26 protein-coding genes are annotated in these 21,491 nt (G+C 56.7%); 22 read left to right on the top strand and 4 right to left on the bottom strand.

Features of this window, described 5'->3' with window-relative positions:
• Window positions 1-158 precede the first annotated feature (158 nt).
• From H6F75_RS00835 to H6F75_RS00770, 14 genes are all read left to right on the top strand, one after another.
• Window positions 159-1,520: a cation:proton antiporter gene (locus H6F75_RS00835; protein ID WP_242019564.1), complete on the top strand. Its 1,362-nt coding sequence runs from the start codon at window positions 159-161 to the stop codon at window positions 1,518-1,520.
• Window positions 1,521-1,784: 264 nt separating this feature from the next.
• On the top strand, window positions 1,785-2,120 hold the full coding sequence (locus H6F75_RS00830; protein ID WP_073611014.1) for a cation:proton antiporter subunit C: 336 nt from the start codon (window positions 1,785-1,787) through the stop codon (window positions 2,118-2,120).
• Window positions 2,117-3,550, top strand: a complete 1,434-nt coding sequence (locus H6F75_RS00825) for a cation:proton antiporter (protein ID WP_190748289.1) — start codon at window positions 2,117-2,119, stop codon at window positions 3,548-3,550. Before H6F75_RS00830 ends, H6F75_RS00825 begins: the two co-directional genes overlap by 4 nt.
• Entirely contained in the window at window positions 3,547-3,936 is a 390-nt protein-coding gene (locus H6F75_RS00820; protein WP_190748286.1) for a cation:proton antiporter, read from the top strand. The genes H6F75_RS00825 and H6F75_RS00820 overlap by 4 nt, the downstream gene beginning before the upstream one ends.
• Window positions 3,933-4,193 carry a hypothetical protein gene (locus H6F75_RS00815; RefSeq protein WP_190748285.1) on the top strand — a complete coding sequence of 87 codons (261 nt, stop codon included), beginning with the start codon at window positions 3,933-3,935 and terminating at the stop codon, window positions 4,191-4,193. Before H6F75_RS00820 ends, H6F75_RS00815 begins: the two co-directional genes overlap by 4 nt.
• A gap of 64 nt (window positions 4,194-4,257) precedes the next feature.
• A complete protein-coding gene (locus H6F75_RS00810) occupies window positions 4,258-4,761 on the top strand; it encodes a hypothetical protein (RefSeq protein WP_190748283.1) in 504 nt (167 codons plus the stop codon).
• An 83-nt stretch (window positions 4,762-4,844) separates the two neighbouring features.
• Window positions 4,845-5,138 (top strand): monovalent cation/H(+) antiporter subunit G, encoded by a 294-nt coding sequence (locus H6F75_RS00805; RefSeq protein WP_190748281.1) that lies wholly within the window; start codon window positions 4,845-4,847, stop codon window positions 5,136-5,138.
• Window positions 5,128-5,724: a hydrogenase subunit MbhD domain-containing protein gene (locus tag H6F75_RS00800; protein WP_190748279.1), complete on the top strand. Its 597-nt coding sequence runs from the start codon at window positions 5,128-5,130 to the stop codon at window positions 5,722-5,724. Before H6F75_RS00805 ends, H6F75_RS00800 begins: the two co-directional genes overlap by 11 nt.
• Window positions 5,721-6,386 (top strand): Na(+)/H(+) antiporter subunit B, encoded by a 666-nt coding sequence (locus H6F75_RS00795; protein ID WP_190748277.1) that lies wholly within the window; start codon window positions 5,721-5,723, stop codon window positions 6,384-6,386. The genes H6F75_RS00800 and H6F75_RS00795 overlap by 4 nt, the downstream gene beginning before the upstream one ends.
• 636 nt (window positions 6,387-7,022) lie before the next feature.
• On the top strand, window positions 7,023-8,711 hold the full coding sequence (locus H6F75_RS00790) for a SulP family inorganic anion transporter (RefSeq protein WP_190748275.1): 1,689 nt from the start codon (window positions 7,023-7,025) through the stop codon (window positions 8,709-8,711).
• A 357-nt stretch (window positions 8,712-9,068) separates the two neighbouring features.
• Entirely contained in the window at window positions 9,069-9,263 is a 195-nt protein-coding gene (locus H6F75_RS00785) for a hypothetical protein (RefSeq protein WP_190748273.1), read from the top strand.
• Window positions 9,264-9,280: 17 nt separating this feature from the next.
• Window positions 9,281-10,015, top strand: a complete 735-nt coding sequence (locus H6F75_RS00780; protein ID WP_190748271.1) for an N-methyl-D-aspartate receptor NMDAR2C subunit — start codon at window positions 9,281-9,283, stop codon at window positions 10,013-10,015.
• A gap of 69 nt (window positions 10,016-10,084) precedes the next feature.
• Window positions 10,085-10,501, top strand: coding sequence for a VOC family protein (locus H6F75_RS00775; protein ID WP_190748268.1), 417 nt, complete (start codon window positions 10,085-10,087; stop codon window positions 10,499-10,501).
• An 87-nt stretch (window positions 10,502-10,588) separates the two neighbouring features.
• Complete coding sequence (locus tag H6F75_RS00770) at window positions 10,589-11,023, top strand: VOC family protein (RefSeq protein WP_190748266.1); 435 nt, start codon at window positions 10,589-10,591, stop codon at window positions 11,021-11,023.
• 133 nt (window positions 11,024-11,156) lie between these two features.
• On the opposite strand, the gene H6F75_RS00765 is transcribed toward H6F75_RS00770, so the two are convergent.
• Complete coding sequence (locus H6F75_RS00765; protein WP_190748264.1) at window positions 11,157-12,464, bottom strand: ATP-binding protein; 1,308 nt, start codon at window positions 12,462-12,464, stop codon at window positions 11,157-11,159.
• Window positions 12,465-12,655: 191 nt separating this feature from the next.
• A complete protein-coding gene (locus H6F75_RS00760; protein WP_190631724.1) occupies window positions 12,656-12,973 on the bottom strand; it encodes a DUF1825 family protein in 318 nt (105 codons plus the stop codon).
• Between the two features lie 435 nt (window positions 12,974-13,408).
• On the opposite strand from H6F75_RS00760, the gene H6F75_RS00755 reads away from it, so the two are divergent.
• The 7 genes from H6F75_RS00755 to H6F75_RS00725 all read left to right on the top strand — a co-directional run bounded on the left by H6F75_RS00755 (window position 13,409) and on the right by H6F75_RS00725 (window position 19,931).
• Entirely contained in the window at window positions 13,409-13,753 is a 345-nt protein-coding gene (locus H6F75_RS00755; protein WP_073611026.1) for a YbaB/EbfC family nucleoid-associated protein, read from the top strand.
• A gap of 18 nt (window positions 13,754-13,771) precedes the next feature.
• A complete protein-coding gene (locus H6F75_RS00750; protein WP_190748262.1) occupies window positions 13,772-14,260 on the top strand; it encodes a low molecular weight protein-tyrosine-phosphatase in 489 nt (162 codons plus the stop codon).
• Between the two features lie 38 nt (window positions 14,261-14,298).
• Window positions 14,299-16,047 (top strand): alpha/beta hydrolase, encoded by a 1,749-nt coding sequence (locus H6F75_RS00745; protein WP_206754657.1) that lies wholly within the window; start codon window positions 14,299-14,301, stop codon window positions 16,045-16,047.
• Window positions 16,048-16,088: 41 nt separating this feature from the next.
• A complete protein-coding gene (locus tag H6F75_RS00740; protein WP_190748258.1) occupies window positions 16,089-16,580 on the top strand; it encodes an ATP-dependent zinc protease in 492 nt (163 codons plus the stop codon).
• 14 nt (window positions 16,581-16,594) lie between these two features.
• Window positions 16,595-17,515, top strand: a complete 921-nt coding sequence (gene rimK, locus H6F75_RS00735; RefSeq protein ID WP_190748256.1) for a 30S ribosomal protein S6--L-glutamate ligase — start codon at window positions 16,595-16,597, stop codon at window positions 17,513-17,515.
• Between the two features lie 204 nt (window positions 17,516-17,719).
• The gene (locus H6F75_RS00730; RefSeq protein WP_242019555.1) at window positions 17,720-19,027 is read left to right on the top strand and encodes an HhoA/HhoB/HtrA family serine endopeptidase; all 1,308 of its coding nucleotides are present in this window, start codon (window positions 17,720-17,722) and stop codon (window positions 19,025-19,027) included.
• A 253-nt stretch (window positions 19,028-19,280) separates the two neighbouring features.
• Window positions 19,281-19,931, top strand: a complete 651-nt coding sequence (locus tag H6F75_RS00725) for a TIGR04282 family arsenosugar biosynthesis glycosyltransferase (RefSeq protein WP_190748255.1) — start codon at window positions 19,281-19,283, stop codon at window positions 19,929-19,931.
• Here H6F75_RS00725 and H6F75_RS00720 read toward each other — a convergent pair.
• Window positions 19,928-20,452 carry a rhodanese-like domain-containing protein gene (locus tag H6F75_RS00720; RefSeq protein ID WP_190748253.1) on the bottom strand — a complete coding sequence of 175 codons (525 nt, stop codon included), beginning with the start codon at window positions 20,450-20,452 and terminating at the stop codon, window positions 19,928-19,930. The two genes, H6F75_RS00725 and H6F75_RS00720, sit on opposite strands and share 4 nt — an antisense overlap.
• Window positions 20,453-20,493: 41 nt before the next feature.
• Here H6F75_RS00720 and H6F75_RS00715 point away from each other — a divergent pair, with 41 nt between their 5' ends.
• A complete protein-coding gene (locus H6F75_RS00715) occupies window positions 20,494-21,201 on the top strand; it encodes a DUF547 domain-containing protein (protein WP_190748251.1) in 708 nt (235 codons plus the stop codon).
• Here H6F75_RS00715 and H6F75_RS00710 read toward each other — a convergent pair.
• Entirely contained in the window at window positions 21,191-21,472 is a 282-nt protein-coding gene (locus tag H6F75_RS00710; protein WP_190748249.1) for a hypothetical protein, read from the bottom strand. The two genes, H6F75_RS00715 and H6F75_RS00710, sit on opposite strands and share 11 nt — an antisense overlap.
• Between the last annotated feature and the right edge of the window lie 19 nt (window positions 21,473-21,491).

Below are 21,491 nucleotides of genomic sequence, written 5' to 3'. Positions count from 1 at the left end.
AAACCATGTCCAGAGGCCCTGTCTCTAGACGGGTGGAACCGCCTACCCACACTCGGTTGAATCTGTCGTAATCGTCTTTGACGCAAGGTTGGGAAGTATCTATGCTGTTGTCTCATGCTGTTTCTGCACCCTGGCTGCTTTGGTCAGGATCTTCATGGATGGCGCCTCTGGTGGCGGCGACCCCAGAAGCCGAGATCGGCTCTATGGTCTTGGCCGGGGTACTGCTCAGCTTGGTGGTCATTTACGTGGCCAGCAAGCTAGGGGGCGAAATTTCTAAGCTGTTAGACCTGCCTCCGGTGCTGGGAGAACTGGTGGCCGGTGTGGTGGTCGGTACGTCAGCCTTACATCTGATTGTGTTCCCTGAAAGTGGGGCGATCGCAGCGGATTCTCAGCTGATGGGGCTGTTGCAGTGGCTGGGCGGGCTCACCCCTGAGGCTGTGACTGAGGTGTTTCGCAGCCAGAGCGAGGTGGTCTCGGTGCTGGCCGAGCTGGGGGTGATCATTCTGCTGTTTGAGATTGGTCTGGAGTCTGACCTGCGAGAACTACAAAAGGTGGGCTACCAGGCGGCGATCGTGGCAGTGGTCGGGGTGGCTGCTCCCTTTGGCCTGGGCACGGCGGGGTTAATGCTGCTGTTCCATGTGCCGACGATTCCGGCAATTTTTGCCGGGGCGGCGCTGACGGCGACCAGCATTGGCATCACCTCGAAGGTGCTGTCGGAGATTGGTCAGCTGAAGTCGGCGGAGGGACAGATTATTGTCGGGGCGGCGGTGATTGACGATGTGCTGGGCATCATCGTGCTGGCGGTAGTAGCTAGTCTGGCCAAGACCGGCGAAGTGGATGTGATGAATGTGGTGTATCTGATCATCAGCGCCACGGGGTTTTTGTTGGGGGCAATTTTCTTAGGCAAGTTTTTTAATAGCTCGTTTGTGGCGATCGCAGACAAGCTGCAAACCCGCGGCAACCTGGTGATTCCGGCGATTACCTTCGCGTTTTTGATGGCCTTTTTCGCCAATGTGATTCACCTAGAGGCGATTTTGGGGGCCTTTGCGGCGGGCCTAGTGCTCGATGAAACCGACAAGCGCAAGGAACTCGATCGCCAGGTCATGCCCATTGCCGATATTTTGGTGCCGATCTTCTTTGTGACGGTGGGGGCCAAGGCGGATCTGGGTGTGCTCAACCCCGCTGTTGCGGCCAACCGGGAAGGGTTGGTGATTGCGGTGTTTTTGCTGGCGGTAGCGATCGTGGGCAAGGTGATCACGGGCTGGACGACGTTTGGGCAGCCGCTGAACCGTCTGGCGATCGGCATTGGTATGGTGCCGCGGGGTGAGGTAGGGCTAGTGTTTGCAGGCATCGGCTCGGCCAGTGGGGTGCTGACAAAGCCTTTGGAGGCGGCGATTATCATCATGGTGATTGCGACGACGTTTTTGGCTCCGCCGTTTTTGCGGATTGCATTTAAGGGCAGTGAGGTGGATACGATCGCGGAGGTGGCTGCGCCTGAACCGGCTGATGTGGCGTCTTAGCATTTATCCCGTAGTTGTTGCCTAGGGGTTGGGCGGCGCACAGTTGGGGGTTAAGCCAAATCTGCTGCTGGGGCCATTTTGCTGGCCCCAGACCCCCATCAACCAGGACGTTCCGTCGTCCTGGACCTCACGGAAAGGATTGATTGATCATCGGTTTAAACCCCTGTTCTGCGAATGGGCCTTTTTGCTGCTGCGATCGGCCTCATGCACTTTCCCACACCCTCCTACCCTTCTACTTCCCACCCTCCTACTCTCCTCAGACCCATGCTCTACGCCTGTGTTTACGCCACCATTCTTTTAGGTTTCTTTGGCATTTTGCTGAAGGAAAATTTGGTGATGAAAATTATCGCGATGGATGTGATGAGCACTGGGGTGATTGCCCTGTTTTTGCTGGTTGCGGCTCACGATGGTACCTACACGCCTATTGTCAACGGTGCGCCTCCAGCAGCCTACGCTGATCCGGTGCCTCAGGCGGTGATTTTGACGGCGATCGTGATTGGCTTTTCGATTCAAGCGCTGATGCTGGTGGGGGTGATGAAGCTGGCGCGGGATAACCCGACGCTGGAGACCCGCGCGATTGAGCAGGAGTATCGGCCATGACGCTCTGGACAATGCTGTGGATGGCGCTGCCGTTTTTTGTGGGCTTTAGCATTTATTTGCTGCCCCAATGCGATCGCATCCTTTCTCTAGGGGTTGCTCTGGTGTCTCTGGCCTATGCGATCGCACTGTTTTGGCTGGCTGCGCCGTTCAATTGGCAGCTGCTCGACAGCTTTGGCGTTACGCTGATGGCCGACCAGCTCAGCGCTTTTTTCATTCTCACCAATGCCCTGGTGACGGCGGCGGTGATTCTTTACTGCTGGTACAGCGGCAAAACTACCTTTTTTTATACCCAGGTCATCATCCTTCACGGCAGCGTCAATGCTGCGTTTATCTGCGCCGATTTGATTAGCCTGTACGTGGCGCTGGAGGTGATCGGCATTGCGGCATTTTTGCTGATTGCCTATCCGCGCAGCGATCGCAGCTTATGGGTAGCCCTGCGTTACCTGTTTGTCAGCAATACTGCCATGCTGCTCTATCTGATAGGCGCGGCGCTGGTCTACCAAACTAACCAATCCTTTGCGTTTTCGGCGCTGGGAGGGGCTCCGACCGAAGCCCTAGCCCTAATTTTCTTGGGTCTGCTGACCAAGGGGGGCATCTTTATCTCGGGGCTGTGGCTGCCCCTTACCCACTCCGAGTCAGAAACGCCGGTTTCGGCGCTAATGTCGGGTGTGGTGATCAAGGCGGGGGTGTTCCCCCTAGTGCGCATCGCTTTGATGCTGGAGGAACTCGACCCGATCGTGCGGATTTTTGGTGCTGCTACGGCGCTGCTGGGGGTCGCCTACGCTGTGTTTGAAAAGGACACCAAGCGTATGCTGGCCTTTCATACCGTGTCGCAGATGGGGTTTGTGCTGGCAGCCCCCGAGGTCGGTGGTTTCTACGCGCTCACCCACGGTCTGGTGAAAGCAGCCTTGTTTCTGATTGCCGGAGCTTTGCCGAGCCGCAACTTTAAGCTGCTGCACAGTCAACCCATCCGCACCCCGATTTGGGTGGCTCTCGTGATCGCTAGCTTTTCAATTTCTGGCTTTCCGCTGCTCTCAGGCTTTGGGGCCAAGGTGCTGACCATGAAAAACCTGCTGCCCTGGCAGGTGATTGCCATGAATATTGCCGCCCTGGGCACCGCCATTTCCTTTGCCAAGTTTATCTTTTTGCCCCAAGGCCCAGACCCAACCCAAACGGTGAAGCGAGGGTTTTGGCCAGCGGTGCTGCTGCTGCTGGCGGGGCTGGTGGTGGCCAATGTGGCTTATTACGATGCCTATTCGTTAACGAATATTGTTAAACCTCTGGCGACCATTGGGCTGGGCTGGCTGGCCTACCGGCTGATCTTTCAGCGAGTGGTGGTGAAGCTGCCCCAGGTGCTAGAAGAGTTCGAGCATTTGATCGGAATCATGAGTTTGATGCTGATGGTGTTGTTTGGCATGGTGTTTGCATGACCGGCTACCTAAACATAATTTTGCGGTTGACCATGTGGTTTTTGCTCACCGCCGACCTCAGCTGGGCCAACATTTTAATTGGGGTGAGCATCGCCCTGTTGCTGCCCCATCGAGAAAAACATCCTGGCCTGCTGAAGGATTGGTTGCGCACGCTTTGGGAGGTGGTCGTGGCAATTCCTCAGTCCTATAAAGAAGCGTTTGAGATCATGCTCTACCCGCACCATCGAGAAACTGTCACCGTAGAGCGGGCTAAACCTCGGCGCACCCCTAGCCTGATTTTCCTGGATATTTTTCTGATTACCTTTACGCCCAAAACAATTGTGCAGCGCTACCACAATCACGGCTGGTACGAAGTTCACCACATTCAGCGGGGGAAACTGCCATGACCCTGGTGCTGATTGCGATGATTGGAGCGCTGTTGATTCCCATGATTGAAGCGCTGCGCGATGAGGATATTTGGCAGCGAATGCTGGCCTTTGCCAGCATTGCCACCAAAACCTCGGTGATGATTTTGGTGATTGCGGTCTTGCAGGATGACTGGATGATCGGCGTGGTGGGTGTGCTAATTCTCAGCGTGGGCAATGCGGCGCTGATGCTGCTGGCCCACATTATTAAACGCCTCAGCGATGCCATAGAGGGATAATACAAAAGTATTTAGTGCTATTCCATGATTTTAATTTACTAATTAAGTTGCTGGAGAAATTGAGATGGGCGACGATGCAGAGTATTGGATTGAGCAACAAGCGGAAGAATTAACTTTTGAAAAGTTTGAAAATCCTAATTCTGGCCTCAAAAGCTTGGTTTGCTGGCTGGACGACGTCGAAACTGAAATATGGAATTGGGCTCCAGGATGCCGAGTACCTGAATGGGTTTATCTACTTTATAAAGATCTGAAAGTTGGCGGTGATTTTTTTCTGGCTAAAAGCATTCAGGCTGACACTGATCAAGATGTTCATCCTCCCGCCCAAAATCCTTTCCGGGCAATCAATGGCATCGTCTATGAATTATCCAATGACAATACAGAGGCGCATTTTGAGGTCATTGTAATTTCTCGCCAAGAACTAAGCAAGATCAAAGAAACTGCGGAGAGACTGAAAAGTCAGGCAAGCAACTTGAAAGAAGAGTGCTTTGCGGAAATGGTAGATGAAATTGCTGTTTTCATAGAGGAAGAGTCATATATTGAGTCTTTCGTTTTGCACATGGAAATATAGTTTGAAGATGAATTAGATAGATTTGAAAGACAGCTAATGTCTGGTTGATTGTTTAGGAAAATTTGAATAACTAGGAGTTGAATATGATAAATACCCTCAGCTATATCTGTATTGTCATTGGCCTAGTGTTTTGGTTTTGGGGCACTTGGCCGCTGTTGGGGCGGCGATCGGTGCTCTACAAGCTGCACGGGCTGTCGGTGGCCGATACTCTGGGGTCGATGGCGATCGTGGTAGGGCTACTGCTGCGCATTCCCCACGAGTGGCCGCTGCTGGTGTTGGCCCTGCTGTCTCTGGCGATTTGGAACACGGTGTTGGGCTATGTGTTGGCCTATTGCGCTACCGATGAGACGGGGCGGGAGGTCAGCGGTGGACAATAGCTATGTCTACGCGATTGTGCTGCTGCTGCCGCTGTCGGCGGCGATGGTGGTTTTCCAGGCGAACCCTTACCAGGCGCTGATCATGCGGGGCATTTTGGGATCTCTGGCCGCGCTGATCTATGCCATGTTGGGCGGGGCCGATGTGGCTTTGACCGAGGCGCTGGTGGGCACCATGCTAGCGGTCACCCTCTATGCGGTGGCGGTGCGATCGTCCTTGGTGATGCGGCTAGGGGTACTACAGGAGGAGGGCATGAAGCCCAGTCTTCAGGGGCAACCGCTGCTCGATTACCTGCGATCGCTGCTCAAGCGCTATCAACTGCGTCTAGAGCTAGTGTCCTACACCGATCAGCGCACTCTGCACCAGGCTTTAGCGGCTAAGGAGGTTCACGGTATCTGTCTACCGTCTGCTGTAGAGCAAACCTACGACAGCGATGGGGATGCTCCCTGCATCTTGCTCCGGGTGCCGCGGCTGTACGAAATTTTTGCGGCTGAGCTGCCGGGGGCGATCGCCGAGAGCCGCCTTTATAGCCCTGAGGATGCCGCGCCTTTGCCCAAAACCCCAACTCTAACGGAGGAGCACGGATGATCTGGGTTTATCTGGTGGCGGGGGTACTGTTCTTTATCAAGGTGCTGATTTTGCCCGACCCGGTGGTAGCTGGGGTGGACTTGGCGGTGGTGGATGCGATCGCCGCCGATACCGGCATTCCCAACGCAGTGTCGGGGATTATTTTTCGCAATCGTCTCTACGACACCATTTTTGAAGTGGTGGTATTTACCATCGCCATCATGGGAGGCAAGTATCTGCTAGCCAATGAAACTCCTGTAGCTACGTTTCACCGGTTTACCGATCGGCCCTCCATTGTGTTGGCCAGGCTGGGGGCGACGATCGCCGCTCTGGTGGGCATAGAGTTAGCGATTCGCGGCCATCTTAGCCCGGGGGGTGGGTTTGCGGCAGGGGTAGCAGGGGGTACAGCAATTGGCCTGGTTGCGATTACGGCGGCCTCACCCGAATTGATGCAGGCTATCTACGAACGCTGGCACGCCGCCGCCTGGGAAAAGGTGTCAGTGCTATTTTTTATCGTGCTGGCAGTGCTGACCCTGGTGGGGATTGAGCTGCCCCCTGGCCAGTTTGGCACCCTGCTCAGCGGCGGCGTCATTCCCCTGATGAATATTTTGGTGGCGCTTAAGGTAGCTCTAGGATCTTGGGCCATAACGCTGCTGTTTATTCGCTATCGAGGGTTGTTGTAGAAAGAAACCACTTTCAGTCAGCCAGTGCATATTGGCCTAATGGTTCTATGGATGATCTCGTCTTAATGGTCTAGGGAGGGGGGTAAGACTGTGTATTGCATCTGGGCAACAAACCCAACTCCTAGGCTGTCAAAGCGCGATGCTTGAGGTGTGGGCAATGAATCGGTATATTGCTGCTTGAGATGAGTTCGGAGATTGTATAGATTGCCTGGCTGTGGATACACCTTATGCTCTAACTATTTGACCGTAAATAGCTATTTTGGTTATCTACGGTCAGACATTTTTTGTCCTAAGCCTTTGTTCAGCTCTAGAACCCAGGACTCCTTTGAGATTGCTAAGCTCTTTTGACAATCTCAAGGGAAAACTATGGTTTTAAGCATAAATCAAGTCCACATTGAGAACCGTGGTTCTGCCCCTCATCCCCACCTCTCTCGCCTTCTAGGAAAGAGGTAGGGATGAGGGGCAGTTTCGGTCTTCAAGTAGGCAAGGTTGCCAGAACTTTTCACCGCTTTCGGAAAGATTAATTGCGCCTCGATCGCTTTCTAACATAGAGATGCTATTGTTCTTCCATAGATTTTGTCCCATGAAAAAAGTCTTTAATATTTGCAAAAGTAAATGAAAAAATTAGGTGCTGCGATGGGCATCACAAATCACATTCACTTTCGTAATGTGCGAGGAGATATTTTTGGCGGCGTCACCGCTGCGGTGATTGCTCTGCCCCTGGCCTTAGCCTTTGGGGTGGCCTCGGGGGCAGGAGCGGCTTCGGGCCTATACGGAGCTGTGATCGTGGGTTTCTTTGCGGCGCTGTTTGGGGGCACGCCGACGCTAATTTCAGAGCCCACTGGGCCAGTGACCGTGGTGTTTACCGCCGTCATTGCTCAGCTAATCGCCGCTGACCCCCAAAACGGCATGGCGATGGCCTTTACCGTAGTGATGCTGGCCGGGGCGTTCCAAATTCTGTTTGGCTTTCTCAAGCTGGGCCGCTACATCACGATCATGCCCTACACCGTCATCTCTGGCTTTATGTCGGGGATTGGCATTCTTCTGATCATTCTGCAACTGGGGCCGTTGTTGGGCCACGCCACCCCTAGGGGCGGCGTGGTTAATACCTTGGCTAACTTGCCGACGATGGTGAGCACCCTCAACCCGCCGGAGGTGGCCCTGGGAGTGTTGGCCCTGGCGGTGCTATTTCTCATGCCCAAGCGGTCTAAGCGTTGGGTGCCACCGCAACTGGTGGTCTTGGTCGGTGGCACGCTGCTAGCGCTGGTGCTATTCCCCAACGCTGGGCTGCGGTTAATTGGCGAACTTCCTACTGGGCCGCCGACCCTGCGATGGCCCACCTTTCAGCCTAGTCAGGTGCAAACCATTTTGGTGAATGGTCTGGCGCTCGGCATGCTGGGCTGTATCGACACCCTGCTGACCGCCATGATCGCCGACAGCATTACCCGTACCCAGCACGACTCCAACAAAGAGTTGGTCGGCCAGGGCATTGGCAACCTGATGTCGGGCTTTTTGGGGGGCATGCCTGGGGCCGGAGCTACCATGGGCACGGTGGTAAATATTCAGGCTGGCGGCAAAACGGCGCTGTCGGGCATGGTGCGCGCGGGCCTTTTGCTGGTGGTGGTGCTGTGGGCCGCGCCCTTGACCAAAGTTATTCCTCTGGTGGTGCTGGCGGCGATCGCGGTTAAAGTCGGCTTCGACATTTTGGACTGGAGCTTTTTGAAGCGAGCCCACCAGGTCTCGTGGAAGGGGACGGCCATTATGTATGGCGTGATGTTTCTCACCGTATTTGTGGATTTGATTGTGGCGGTGGGGGTCGGTGTGTTTATTGCCAATATTCTCACCATCGATCGACTCAGCAAGCTTCAGTCTGATGTGAGGACTATTACCGACTTTGACGACGACCTGACCATGACCCCCGAAGAGCAGGCGCTGATGGATCAGGCTAAGGGGAGAATTCTAGTGTTTCACCTCAGCGGCCCAATGATCTTTGGCGTGGCACGGGCCATTTCTCAAGAGCAGATGGCCATGGCTAACCACGATGTGCTCATTCTTGACTTACAGGATGTGCCTCACCTAGGAGTGACGGCGGCATTGGCCCTAGAAAGCGCTATTCAGAATGCTCAATACGCCGGACGGTCAGTATTTTTGGTGGGGGCGCGGGGCAAAACTTTGAGCCGATTGCAAAAACTCGGAGCGCTCCAATCCGTGCCTGCTGCCCACCAGGTTGACACTCGCACCGAAGCCCTCAAGTTATCCCTGCTGCTGCTGGGTGCGATCGACAGGGGAGACTTTGTGCCAACTCGGACTGTGATGCCTTCGTAGCCGTGTGCCTATGGTGCTGCATAGCTAGAGATTATGCTTTGAGCACTGGACCCAGGGGCTAGGAGTTTTTTGTCGCGTTGGGGATGTTGTCATATCCTCACTTCAAATGTTTTGGCTGCTCCCAAAGTTACGCTGGGGTCGTGACCCATCACGCTTCTTTTATTTGATATCAAGGTTTTATTTAGGGCTCAAATGCACTGAGCACAATACTTTTGAATGGGTTTAAAGCCTTCAAAACGAGTTGATCCCCGGTTGATCTCTCTCTGTGGAGTTACCTTACCCCTATCTCTAGGGAGATCAAATTTAAGGTCTGGTCTGACTAATATGCATACATAACTTCATTGGGAGAACGCCACTATGGCTAATACTGAAAACGATCAAAAGACTCAAGCTCCTGAGTCCAGCGATGGGTATAACACCCCCATTGATGAAAGCCAACGTCATACCGGCATGTACCAAGCCACCGACGCCGGAGAAAACGCGAAGCCTGAAAGCGGCACCAGTGCCACTGGCCCAGAGGGTGCGCCTAACCAGGGCACCGAAAAGCGCTAAGGCTGAGCCTCTGAGGCTTGCTCCTGGCTAAGGCGCAGGGGGCGATCGCAGCTAGCGCGATCGCCCCTTTTACGTTTTTAGGTACAGACAGTTGGGCTAAACTGGGCCTAGGTCTGCTGAGAACTGTGATATCGGCTCGTTGGTCTGCCCTCTGGCACAAGCTAAATTTGCCTGTACCCAAACCGACGGTGCTTTCGGGGTTGTGCGATCGCTACAGCGAACCCCAGCGCGCTTACCACACCCTTCAACACCTGATCGAATGCCTTGACTGGTGCGATCAAACTGGCGATCTGGCCGAAAACTCAGCAGTGGTAGAGCTTGCCCTCTGGTTTCACGATGCCGTTTACGAAACGCACAGAGCAGATAACGAGCAGCAAAGCGCTGATCTTGCTGTGCAGGTAATCGATAGTGTGGGCGGTGAAGACTTACTCCAGCGATCTGTCCATGACTTAATTCTGGCCACAAAGCACGACGCTATACCAAGCACAGTAGATATGGGCTTGGTCGTGGACATTGATCTGGCTGTTCTAGGAGCGGAAGTGGATCGCTTTGCACAGTACGACGCTCAGATTCGGCAAGAGTATGCTTGGGTGCCTGAGGATGTGTTTTGTCAAAAGCGGGCTGAGATTCTTCAGAGCTTTCTCAATCGACCTGCAATTTTTACCACCAACTTTTTTCAGGAACGGTTAGAGCACCAGGCTCAGCGCAATCTGCATCGGTCGTTGACCGTTTTGATGAAAGGCTCTGGCTAATTTTGAGCTGTCCAATCCCAGGGCTCACCTACTAAGAGCGCATTCTACTGATGTATGAGTGATCCAGCTATGGACGTTTTGATCAATATAGATGTTAACGATCTGGCCGCTGCAGAAAAATTTTATGGCGATGCCTTTGACCTGAAGCCCAGCCGTCGCCTAGGTGACACCATCGTGGAGCTGGTGGGCGGCACATCGAGCATCTTTCTGCTGCAAAAAGAAGCGGGCTCCCAGACGTCGCCGCAGACCAGCGAACAGCGCCGATTTGAGCGCCATTGGACCCCGGTGCATTTAGATTTTGTGGTCGAGAACATCGAAGCGACGACAACCCGCGCCGTGGAGGCAGGAGCGGTACAGGAGTCACCCATTCAGCAAACTGCCTGGGGCAAAATTGCGCCTATGTCCGATCCCTTTGGCAATGGCTTTTGCATCATTCAATTTGTGGGGCAAGGGTACGACGCTATCTGCGATCGCTGCTCCGACTAAACCTTCAACGTTAATTAACTTCAGAAAGAGATTGGTATGCCTGAACTATTATGGTGACTTGCTACCGCAGAATTCTGAGGTTTTCCTATGGCGACCGATAGCCCGAGCATTCTGTCTCACATTTCCCTTGGCACCAACGATTTTGAAAAGGCAGTGGCCTTCTACGATCGCATTTTGCCCACCCTGGGCTGCAAGCGCATTATGGAGCACCCTGGAGCGATCGCCTATGGCAAGGTCTATCCCGAATTTTGGATCGGGGTGCCCCACGACAACCAGACCGCTACCGTGGGCAACGGCACCCATATCGGGTTCATCGCCCCCACGAAAGAATCGGTGCATGCTTTCTATGAGGCAGCGATCGCTGCCGGAGCCCAAGATGATGGTCCCCCTGGTCCCCGGCCCGACTACGGCGAGCCTTACTACGGCTGCTTTGTGCGCGACCTCGACGGCCACAAGATTGAGGCCTCCTACTGGGATCTGGCGCTGATTGAAGAACTCTATGGGGTGCCTGCTCCGAGTTGAGGAGTGGATGGGTAAGGGGGTGGATGGGTGGATGGGTGAGGCGCTGGGGCCACTTACTAAGACCTACCGCTGTTGAGTTGTACTGCGTTTCACCCAATCCATAGGATTCTTAGCTCTTTGATTTGATCAGGGCCTAAGGCGATCGCTTACTCAAACTTAGATCTGCGGTGAGCCAGTCGATAAACTGCCGCGCCGTGCGGCCGGATCGCCCGTTGTGGCGGGTGGCCCACTGGAGGGCGCGGGCGGTGAGGTCTGCCTCGGTGAGAGAAATGTTGGCCTGCTGAGCCAGGTGGTGGACGATGGCAAGATAGGTGGGCTGGTCGGCGGGTTCAAAGGTGAGGGTAAGGCCGAAGCGATCGCTGAAAGAGAGCTTTTCTTGCATCGTATCCCACGACTGCACTTCGTCTTGGTCTTTGGGGCGGGGGCGATCGCTGAAGAATTCGCGCACCAGATGGCGGCGGTTGGAGGTGGCGTAGACCACCACGTTGGCGGGGCGGGCAGTGGTGCTGCCCTCTAGCACTACCTTGAGCGCTTTGAAGGTGTCGTCGTCGTCCTCAAAGGAGAGGTCATCGACGAAGATGATAAATTTTTGGGGACGCGATCGCACCTCGCCTACAATCTGCGGCAGGGCTTGCAGGTTGGCCTTGGCCACCTCCACTAATCGCAGCCCCTGGTCGGCGTACTCGTTCACCAGAGCTTTGACCAGGGACGATTTGCCCACGCCGCGACTGCCGTAGAGCAGCACGTTAAGCGCTGGGTAGCCTTTGAGCAGCGCCAGGGTGTTTTGCACCAGCTGCTGTCGGGGGTGATCGTAGGCGGTGAGGTTCCCTAAGCGAATGGGGTCGGGGTCAGTAATGCCGCAGAGCTGGTCCTGGTGCCAGGTAAAGGCGCGGTACTGGGCCAGCAATCCTGCACCATGGCGGCGATAGTGGGCAGCCAGTGAGGCGACGGCATCGGCCCAGGGCTCGTCTTGAGGAAGCGTCAGCGGCGGTGGAATGATCTCATTTATGGCCCAGGCTACCGGGGCATGAGGGACTTGGGCGATCGCCTGCACCCACCCTGCCACGGTGTCGCCACCAAGCTGATAGAGCGCCTGAAGGGCGCTCAAATCATGGCGGGCGGCCTCTGCCAAAGGACCAGGCAACTGGGCAAAATCCGTGCGCTGGGATTGAAGCGTAAATGGGTTCTCGGCGTAGGCGATCTGCCGCAGCAGATAGCTACTCCAACTGGCTTCGCTAGCGGCCAGCGCCTGAAACCAAGTGCCGTAGGCGCGCAAGCTAAGGGCTGCATTCCCCGACTCTAAAGCTTTCAGCAGCGCCAGAAAGGTCGCTCCCACGGGTGGATCGAACACCGACCGATAGAGCAGTAGCCCGTCGATCAGCTGGCTATATTGCTGCACCTCACTCTGGATGGTGGCTAACTCTGAGGTGCGATCGCGCATTCCAACCATGCTTTGCGTGAATAACTTTTTTGGAAAAGCTCGCCTAACGGAGAACTTTAAACTCCAGCTTTCCTCAGGATATAGATTCCGGGCAGGTTGCGCGAGGCCCAAGCTAAGCGGCTTATCATACCGGCGTAGCGGCGCTAGATGCTCCAGCCGCCAGTCTCAATAAAGATGGACTTAGCTGGGGGCTATGTCCCGATCTCAGCCTTCATGCGCTCTAGGGTCTGCTGCATTTGCTGAAACATCATGTCAGGGGTCATGCCAAACTGGCCCAGCTGGGTCTTGAGTTGTTCGACTGTCATTTGGGCCTGAAAGTCTTCGGAGAGCTCAAAGCGCTTCATAAAGATGTGGTAGCGCTCCATCATGGCTTCCATCTGGGCAATGTACATCTTCTTGCCCTCGCGATCGAACTTACCGTAGCCGCTCCCTAGCTGCACCAGCGACTGATAGTCCTGAAACAGCTGCATAGCCTCTTGTTGAACAATCTCTGAGTCAAAAAATCCCATGGTTCTGCGCTTAGCCCTAGCGTGAGCAACTGCGACACACTCGCGGGCTACCGAATGTATCTCTACTTATAAAGCCTAAGGTTTAGCTCAACCCCCGGCCAAGGGTAGATAACCCTACTTAGAGGGTTTCAGGTTCACAACCTGTCTCAAACCCGATACCTCAAATCCTAAACCCTTCAGGCGCTAGAGCTTACCACAATCCAGCTTGGTCAAATACCAGGCTCGCAAGCGCCCCAATCAGCTGACGCTTACTCTACCTATCTGTAGTTTCGACGCAGCTAGCCCGTTGGGCCGAGCCACGTCTCTCAACAGGAGGTTTTTTTAGACGAAATACTCTCAAACTCTAAGATTTTGCCGCTGGGCGCTAGAATCTAATAGCTGATTGGCACCACAGGATTCACGCCGCCAGCGCGCTGTACGTTTGAGAGAAACTCCATGTCACAAGGTCAAGGATTTGGGTTTGGGTTAGGCAAGATGAAGGAACTCACTGAGGCCTTCAAGAAAGCCCAGCAGATTCAAGAAGGGGCCAAGCAGCTGCAAGAAGAGCTGGAACAAATGGAGATCCAAGGAGAGTCGGGCGGTGGCCTGGTCAAGGTCACCATGAGCGGTAACCAGGAACCAAAGGGCGTGACCATTGCCCCCGAAGCCCTCAATGAAGGAGCGGAGGTGCTCTCTGACCTGGTGGCCACAGCCATGAAAGACGCCTATGAAAAGTCGACGGCCACCATGCGCGATCGCATGGAGGTGCTGACCGGCGGCCTCAACCTGCCCGGTCTGTAAAGCTCGGCGGCCAGTGCTATGACAACGCGCCTTTTATTCGTGTGCCTGGGCAACATTTGTAGGTCGCCCTCGGCAGAAAACATTATGAATCACCTGATTGAGCAGCGGCAGCTGAGCGATCGGGTGATGTGTGACTCGGCAGGCACCGCCAGCTACCATGTGGGCAGTGCCCCCGATCGCCGCATGACCCAAGCTGCCAAAGCCTACGGCCTTGACCTGGTGGGTCGCGCTCGCCAGTTTGACACCGTTGACTTTGACCGCTTTGACTACATTTTGGCGATGGATCGCCAAAATTACCGCGATATTTTGGCCCTCGACCCCGCTGGCCAACATCGCGATCGGGTGCGGTTGATGTGTGACTTTTGCCGCACCCACCCCGACAAAGACGTTCCTGATCCCTACTATGGTGGCCCTGAAGGGTTTACCTACGTCATTGAGCTCCTGCTAGATGCCTGCGAAGGGCTGCTTGACCACATTTCAGCACAGCCTGTGGCTATTCTCCATTAGCGGCTTCTCTGCGCACCGTGACCTGCAAAGGCCCTGCCATGCTTTCTTTTATGAAAACCGCGCGCCCCTGGCGACGGCTTGGGCTGTCTTGGGCTCTAGGGCTTTTAGGGGCACTGGCGACGGCCCTGCCGAGCGCCGCTGCCGAAAACCTGATTGTGACCTTCGGCATTTTGCAGCGCTCCATTCCGATCGCTGATTTAGAACGGTTTGCGGCCACGGGCGAACTCACGCCTCAGCTGCAAGCCTATCGACGACAGCTTCAGATATCGGATGAGCAGCTCGGCCAAATTCGAGAGGTGTTGAGCACCCCAGCGGGGCTGAGCCCGGTGGCGGTGGCCCAGTTTCTCTACACCGAGCAGGGGGTGCTGCTGCTGGAGCAGATTGGTCGGGTGGTGCAAACCCCCGTGCGCCAAGCTAACGTGCAGGCCCTGCGCGGGGCTCTGATCTTGGCCGCTGCTGACCCCGAGGGCGGCTTTACCCTGGTCAACGTGCTCAAGACCTACCCCACCGAGGCCATGCGCATCGACCTGATCGAGGGGCTGGCGATCGCCCAGGAGATCAACCAGACAATTTTGCAGTCGGAGGCGGCCTTTAACCAAGTGCAGGCGATCGCCACCGCCGAGGCCGCTGCCAACCCAGTCGATGTCAACGCGCTGCTGCAACTGGTGCAGAGCGAGCGTCAGTACGGCGTCGATCGCATTCAGGTCGTGGTGCCGGGGTTGCCCAGCCCGGTGCAGCTCTACCTGCCCGAGGTGCTGCCGGGGCGAGCAGGGGTACCGGCCACAGGGTTTCCCCTGGTGGTGATCTCCCACGGGCTGGGGGGCACCCTGAACAGCTACAGCTATCTGGCGGAATATTTGGCTGCTGGGGGCATTGCGGTGGCTACCCTGGAGCACCCCGGCAGCAACGATCAGCAACTCTATGCCCTGCTGGCGGGGCGCTCAGACGCGGTGGTGCAGGACGAAGAGTTTTTGCGTCGGCCGCGGGATGTGTCGCTGACCCTCAACACTCTGGATCGGCTCAACCAGAGCCCCTCCCCCATTCGCAGGCGGCTCGATCTAGATCGAGTGGGGGTGATTGGTCAGTCCTTTGGGGGCTATACGGCCCTGGCCCTGACCGGAGCGAGCTTTGATGAGGCGGGGCTGGCAACGGCCTGCCCCCCCAGCACGCTGTCGTTTAATCCGTCGCTGCTGTTGCAGTGTCAGGCGGCGCGGTTGAGCAACCCGGGCAGCAGTTTGGGCGATCCCCGCGTCAAGTCGGTGTTTGTGATGAACCCCATCGGCAGCGCTCTGTTTGGGCCCACTGGCTACGGCCAGATCGAGGTGCCGATCATGGTGGTAGCGGGCACGGCTGATACGGTGGCACCCGCCTTTCCAGAACAGATCGAGCCCTTTACCTGGCTGACCGCCCGCGATCGCTACCTGCTGCTGATCAATCGAGGCACTCATTTCTCGACGATTGGGGATATCGCCCAGAGCGATCAGCCGCTCACGATTCCGCCAGAGCTTGTCGGACTCAATCCCGAGCTGGTGTGGTCCTACATGCAGGTGTTGGGATTGGCCTATTTCAAGCTCACCCTGGAGGGCGATCAGCGTTTTCAGCCCGCTCTGACTCCCGCCTTTGCGGCGGCTCTCGGCGGTGAGCCCTACCTGCTGAGCTTGCTGGCTACTCTCACCCCCGAGAGCCTGCAAAATTTACCCGATCGCAATCCTGAACCGGCGAGCGACTCCCCAGACCCGCTGCCAGACCAGCCTTTGACCCCTCTTCCCCAGACGGGGAGCCCCTAGGCTAAAACCGTCCCCTGTCCTGTTATGCTCTCAGAGGTGGTATGCGTTCTGGTGCTGCAACGGCTGCAATTATTGGTTGGCGAGAGTGGATAGCCCTGCCGACGCTGGGAGTTCAGGTCATCAAAGCTAAGATTGATACCGGAGCGCGGTCATCGGCTCTCCATGCCTTTGCTGTGGAGCGCTTTGAGCAGGCAGGCAGGGCTATGGTGCGCTTTCACGCCCATCCCATCCAGCGCAATGACGACTATATTGTTACCGCCGAGGCCACTCTGCTAGAGGAGCGCATGGTGCGCAACTCAGGAGGGCAGGAAGAGCTGCGACCGGTGATTGAAACCCTGGTGCAGGTAGGCGGCGCGGTATGGGCAATTGAGCTGACGCTGACCAATCGCGACGACATGGGCTTTCGCATGCTGCTGGGTCGCCAGGCGGTGCGCCGTCGCTATTTGGTGGATCCGGGGCGATCGTACCTGCAACCCCTGCCCGAACAAACCCCTTTGCCGACATCTACCCCCAAGCACAACCCCCAAGGATGACTCCTAGAAGCGTCATGAAAATTGCGATTTTATCCAGGGATGCCACCCTCTACTCGACGCGGCGACTGAAGCAGGCGGGGGAAGAACGTGGCCACGAAGTACAGGTGATTGACCACCTGCGCTGCTACATGAACATCACCTCCCACCAGCCCAAAGTGATGTATCAAAGCCAACCCCTAATTGATATTGATGCGGTGATTCCCCGCATCGGAGCGTCAAACACGTTCTACGGCACGGCGGTGGTGCGCCAGTTTGAAATTATGGGGGTGTTTACGGCCAACACCTCTATGGCAATCTCCAGATCACGCGACAAGCTCAGATCGCTGCAAATTATGGCCCGTCGAGGCATTGGCCTACCGGTGACCGGCTTTGCCCACTCCACCAAAGACATTGACGGCCTCGTCGATATCGTCGGCGGTGCTCCCCTGGTGATCAAGCTGCTGGAAGGCACTCAGGGCATTGGCGTGGTGCTGGCCGAAACCCAGCAGGCGGCCAAGTCGGTGATTGAGGCCTTTCGCGGCCTCGACGCCAACATTTTGGTGCAGGAATTTATCAAAGAAGCGGGCGGCATGGATATTCGCTGCTTTGTGATCGGCGACAAGGTAGTGGCCGCCATGAAGCGCCAGGGGGCGCCAGGGGAGTTTCGCTCCAACCTGCACCGGGGTGGATCGGCCAGCCGCGTGCGCCTCACCCCCGAGGAACGCAGCACCGCCATTCGCGCCGCCAAGGCCATGGGCCTGCGGGTGGCTGGGGTAGATCTGCTGCGCTCCAACCACGGCCCCGTGGTGATGGAGGTCAACTCGTCGCCCGGCCTAGAGGGGATCGAAAAGGCTACCGACATAGATGTGGCGGGCAAGATTATTGATTTTGTAGCCAAACATTCCGCGCCCAACGTGCCCAAAAAGGATAAGGACCGCGACGGCATCAAATACTAGAGGGCTTGGGGCAAGGTTTAAGGTCTAGGGTCTAAGGCTATTCCCTAACCCCTACACCCTCAACCCTATACCCCATACCCCCTACGCCAAATCGTCACAGCCAAACGGGCCAAAGTGTCACAGCTTCGCCACCCGCCCGCCATTGCCGCGCCATACCATAACTCTATTGTTGTAAACATGCGAGATATAAACGAGGTAACAGCAATGGAGAAGGATGGTTCTGAGCGTTCTGAGCGGGGTTCTGGGCGCAGTGTGCGGCCCGCCGCGAAGTCGTTAGCCCTGGTGATGTTGGGGGCAGGAATTGCCACTGTCGGCGGCCAGGCCATCAGCGCCCTGGTGCAGCCTTCGAGCAACAGCCAGCCGACCACGACCGATGTCTTTTGGGATAACGGCTTCTGGAACAGCGATCGCGATTCAGCTGCCCCTGAGGCAGAGGCTCAAGAAAGCCAACCCCGGAGCAGTGTTGCTCAGAACGGTCTGGCGATCGCGCCCTCGGTGTCTAACCCCAACGTCATCGCCGACATCGTGCGTCAGGTAGAACCCTCGGTTGTTCGCATTAACGCGACCCGCACGGTGCAAACCAACCTGCCGCCGATGTTCCAAGACCCGTTCTTCCGGCAGTTCTTTGGCAACATGCAGATGCCGCAAGGAGAGCAAGTGCAGCGGGGCGTGGGCTCTGGCTTCATTACCTCTGCCGACGGACAAATTATCACTAACGCCCACGTGGTGGCTGGGGCCGACGAGGTGCAGGTCACCCTGACGGACGGTCGTAGCTTCACCGGCGAGGTGCTGGGGGCCGATCAGGTGACTGACGTGGCCGTGATCAAAATTGAGGCTGACAACCTGCCCACCGTATCCATTAGCGACTCAGATCAGCTGCAGACGGGCGAGTGGGCGATCGCCATTGGCAACCCGCTGGGCCTCGACAGTACAGTTACCGCTGGGATCATCAGCGCCACTGGTCGCTCTAGCCGCGAGGTGGGCGTGCCCGACAAGCGGGTTGAATTTATTCAAACCGACGCCGCCATTAACCCCGGCAACTCCGGCGGTCCTTTGCTCAACCTCAACGGCGAGGTAATTGGCGTCAACACCGCCATCATTCAAGGAGCGCAGGGTATTGGTTTTGCCATTCCCATTAACACTGTGCAGCGGATCAGCGCCCAGCTGATCGAAACCGGCCGGGTGGAGCATGCCTACCTTGGCATTCAAATGGCGAATCTGTCGCCTGAGGTGAAGGAAAACATCAACAATAGCCCCGACCGGCCTTTCACTGTGGAGGAAGAGGAAGGCGTACTGATTGTGCAGGTGATGCCTAACTCCCCCGCAGCCCGAGGTGGCCTGCGCGAAGGTGATGTGATTGTGGCGGTGGAAGGCCAGCCCGTCAAGGAAAGTGCCGCTGTCCAGCAGGCGGTGGAGGGCTCGACCGTTGGCCAGGATTTGGCTTTGACTCTGCGACGCGACGGTCGCGAGCAAACCATCACGGTGCGTCCCGGCAACGTGCCGACTCGCTAATGCATCTACCAGGTTCCCCTCGTTACGGTGGAACCGATGCATCAAGGCGCGACCTCGGTCGCGCCTTTTTGTTGGTGTACATCAGGGCGCTGGTCTGCTGCCGCTACTCGACCGGTTAAGGCTTGTTCTATAGATTAGTTATTGGGTTACGAAAAACTATTGATAGCGCGTCACCTGCGATCGCCCCAGGTTGGCGCCTGGAACAATAGTGGCCCATGATAAATAGCACCAATACCGCAGGGGCAGGTTCACCATGGCTCGACCACAGGCCAGCGCTGGAGAGAGGCCCTTTGGCCTGCTGATGTTTACTCGCTACCCAGAGCCCGGACTCACCAAAACTCGCCTAATTCCTCATTTGGGGCCGGAGGGGGCCGCGACGCTGCAGCGCCAGATGACTGAGCATGTGCTCACCCAGGTGACGGCAGCGACCCAGCGTTTGCCCCTGGCGGTGGAGGTTCACTTTGCTGGGGGAAATCTGGCGCAGATGCAGGACTGGTTGGGCAGTGCCGTTACCTATTGCGCCCAAAGCTCAGGTTCCCTGGGCGATCGCCTGATCGCCGCTTTTGGCCAAAGCTTTGCGCTGGGCCGCCCTGGGGCGATCGCCATTGGCAGCGACTGCCCCGCTCTGGGTGTCGATCACTTAGCCGCCGCTCTCCAGGCGCTAGAGCGGGTCGATGTGACGATTGGCCCCGCCACCGACGGCGGCTACTACCTGATTGGGCTGCGGCAGCTAGAGACTGCCCTATTCCAGGACATCGACTGGGGCACCGATCGGGTACTGGAGCAAACTTTGGCGATCGCCACTGCCCAAGGTCTCACCGTGGAACTGCTGACCCCCCTCACCGACATTGACTATCCCGCCGACCTACCCCAGTGGGAGCGCATCGTCAGCAGGGGCGTTTAGAGAACGCTGTCATCCCTGGACTGTTCCCCATCTCTGGCTAGGGGGGAGGCAAGACCAGGCTTGAGCAATACTCCCCAAATGGCGTTGTAGGGATGCACTTGGGGCTCGGGCTGGCTTTGGCTAACCAGCGATCGCCCCTCATTAGCCCACTTAAAGATAGACCCCGCCAAGTTATAGACCTCGGTGTAACCCAGTCCTTGCAGTTGGTTCACTAGTCGGGCCGAGCGATAGCCCACCGAACAGTAGGCCACGATGGGCTGGCCTCGGTCTAACCCCAGAGCCAGTGCCGCCTCTAGACTGGCGACGCGGTGGGCTTCCGGCAAGTGACTAACGGCAAACTCGTCGTCTCCGCGCACATCGAGCAGAATAGGGAAAGGTGCTCTGCCCTGGCTTAACCATTCGGCTAGCTGTTGAGTCGTCAGAGTTGGCACTCCCGGAAACGCCCGCTGCACCCAGCGGCTTACGGCCCACCAGGCCAAGGCTTGCGCTAGGGTCCGCAGTGGCACCGTCGGGGTTGGCATTGAGAACATAAGGCATTACGCGTCAGGCGCAGGAGATGGGCATGGTGAATTTTACCCCCTGGAATACGCTGCTTCAGACCTACGTCGATGACCAGGGTCGGGTTAACTACGCCCGCTGGCAGCGCGAGGCTGCTCCCGATCTGGACGCCTGGCTGACTTCGTTGCCCGACAGCCGCGATGGCCTGACCTCTGAAGAATCGTTGGCTCTGATCATCAACCTCTACAACGCCCTCGCCATTCAGCAGGTGCTGGCGCGCTACCCCATCGACTCGATTTTACCCAAGGTGCTGGGGATCCCCAACTGGCTGGCTTTCTGGCGATTTTTCAGCCGCGCTCTCTACGGGCTCGACGGCAAATCCGTCAGCTTGAACAATCTGGAACACGACCTGCTGCGCCCCCAGTTCAAAGAGCCACGCACGCACTTTGCCCTGGTCTGTGCCTCGGGGGGTTGCCCGATTCTGCGCAATGAAGCCTACTGGCCCGATATTGTAGAAGCCCAACTCGAAACCGACGCCCACCGCTTCATCCACAATCCCGACAAGGTGCGCTACGACGCCGAGACCGGAGTGCTCTACTGCAGCATGATCTTTAAGTGGTACGGCGAAGACTTCTTACGGGTTGCCCCCTCGGTGCCTGACTACATCGGCACGTACCTGAGCCCGAGTTCACCCCTGTCGGCTCTGACCGAAATCCGCTACCTGCCCTACGACTGGAGCCTAAACGATCAGGCCAATAGCGCTAATTGCTAAAGACGGGTCTACCCGTTGCCGTGCAGGGTTTGCCATCGCTGTCTAAGAAATAGCAGGGCTCGGTGTTTTGAACCACTGGTTGAGGGGTGGCATTCGTAGAGCTGCCGCAGAGCGATGACAGGTCGCGCACCTGGCCGTTAGTGGTGACCATGTAGCAAAAGAGCGACACGACGGATTCGGCCTGCCGGGGGGCTGCCGGATTGGCCAGGGCGGGCGAGACAAAGGCGATCGCCAAGGGCAGGGTCATTGTCCAGCGCAGGAGAGTTGGCATGGTGTGCATCCTGTAATTG

This window comes from Nodosilinea sp. FACHB-131 (assembly GCF_014695395.1).
Classification (GTDB): Bacteria; Cyanobacteriota; Cyanobacteriia; order Phormidesmidales; family Phormidesmidaceae; genus Nodosilinea.
The sequence above is the reverse complement of the archived record's forward strand: the minus strand, read 5'-3'. Positions and strand labels throughout refer to the sequence as shown.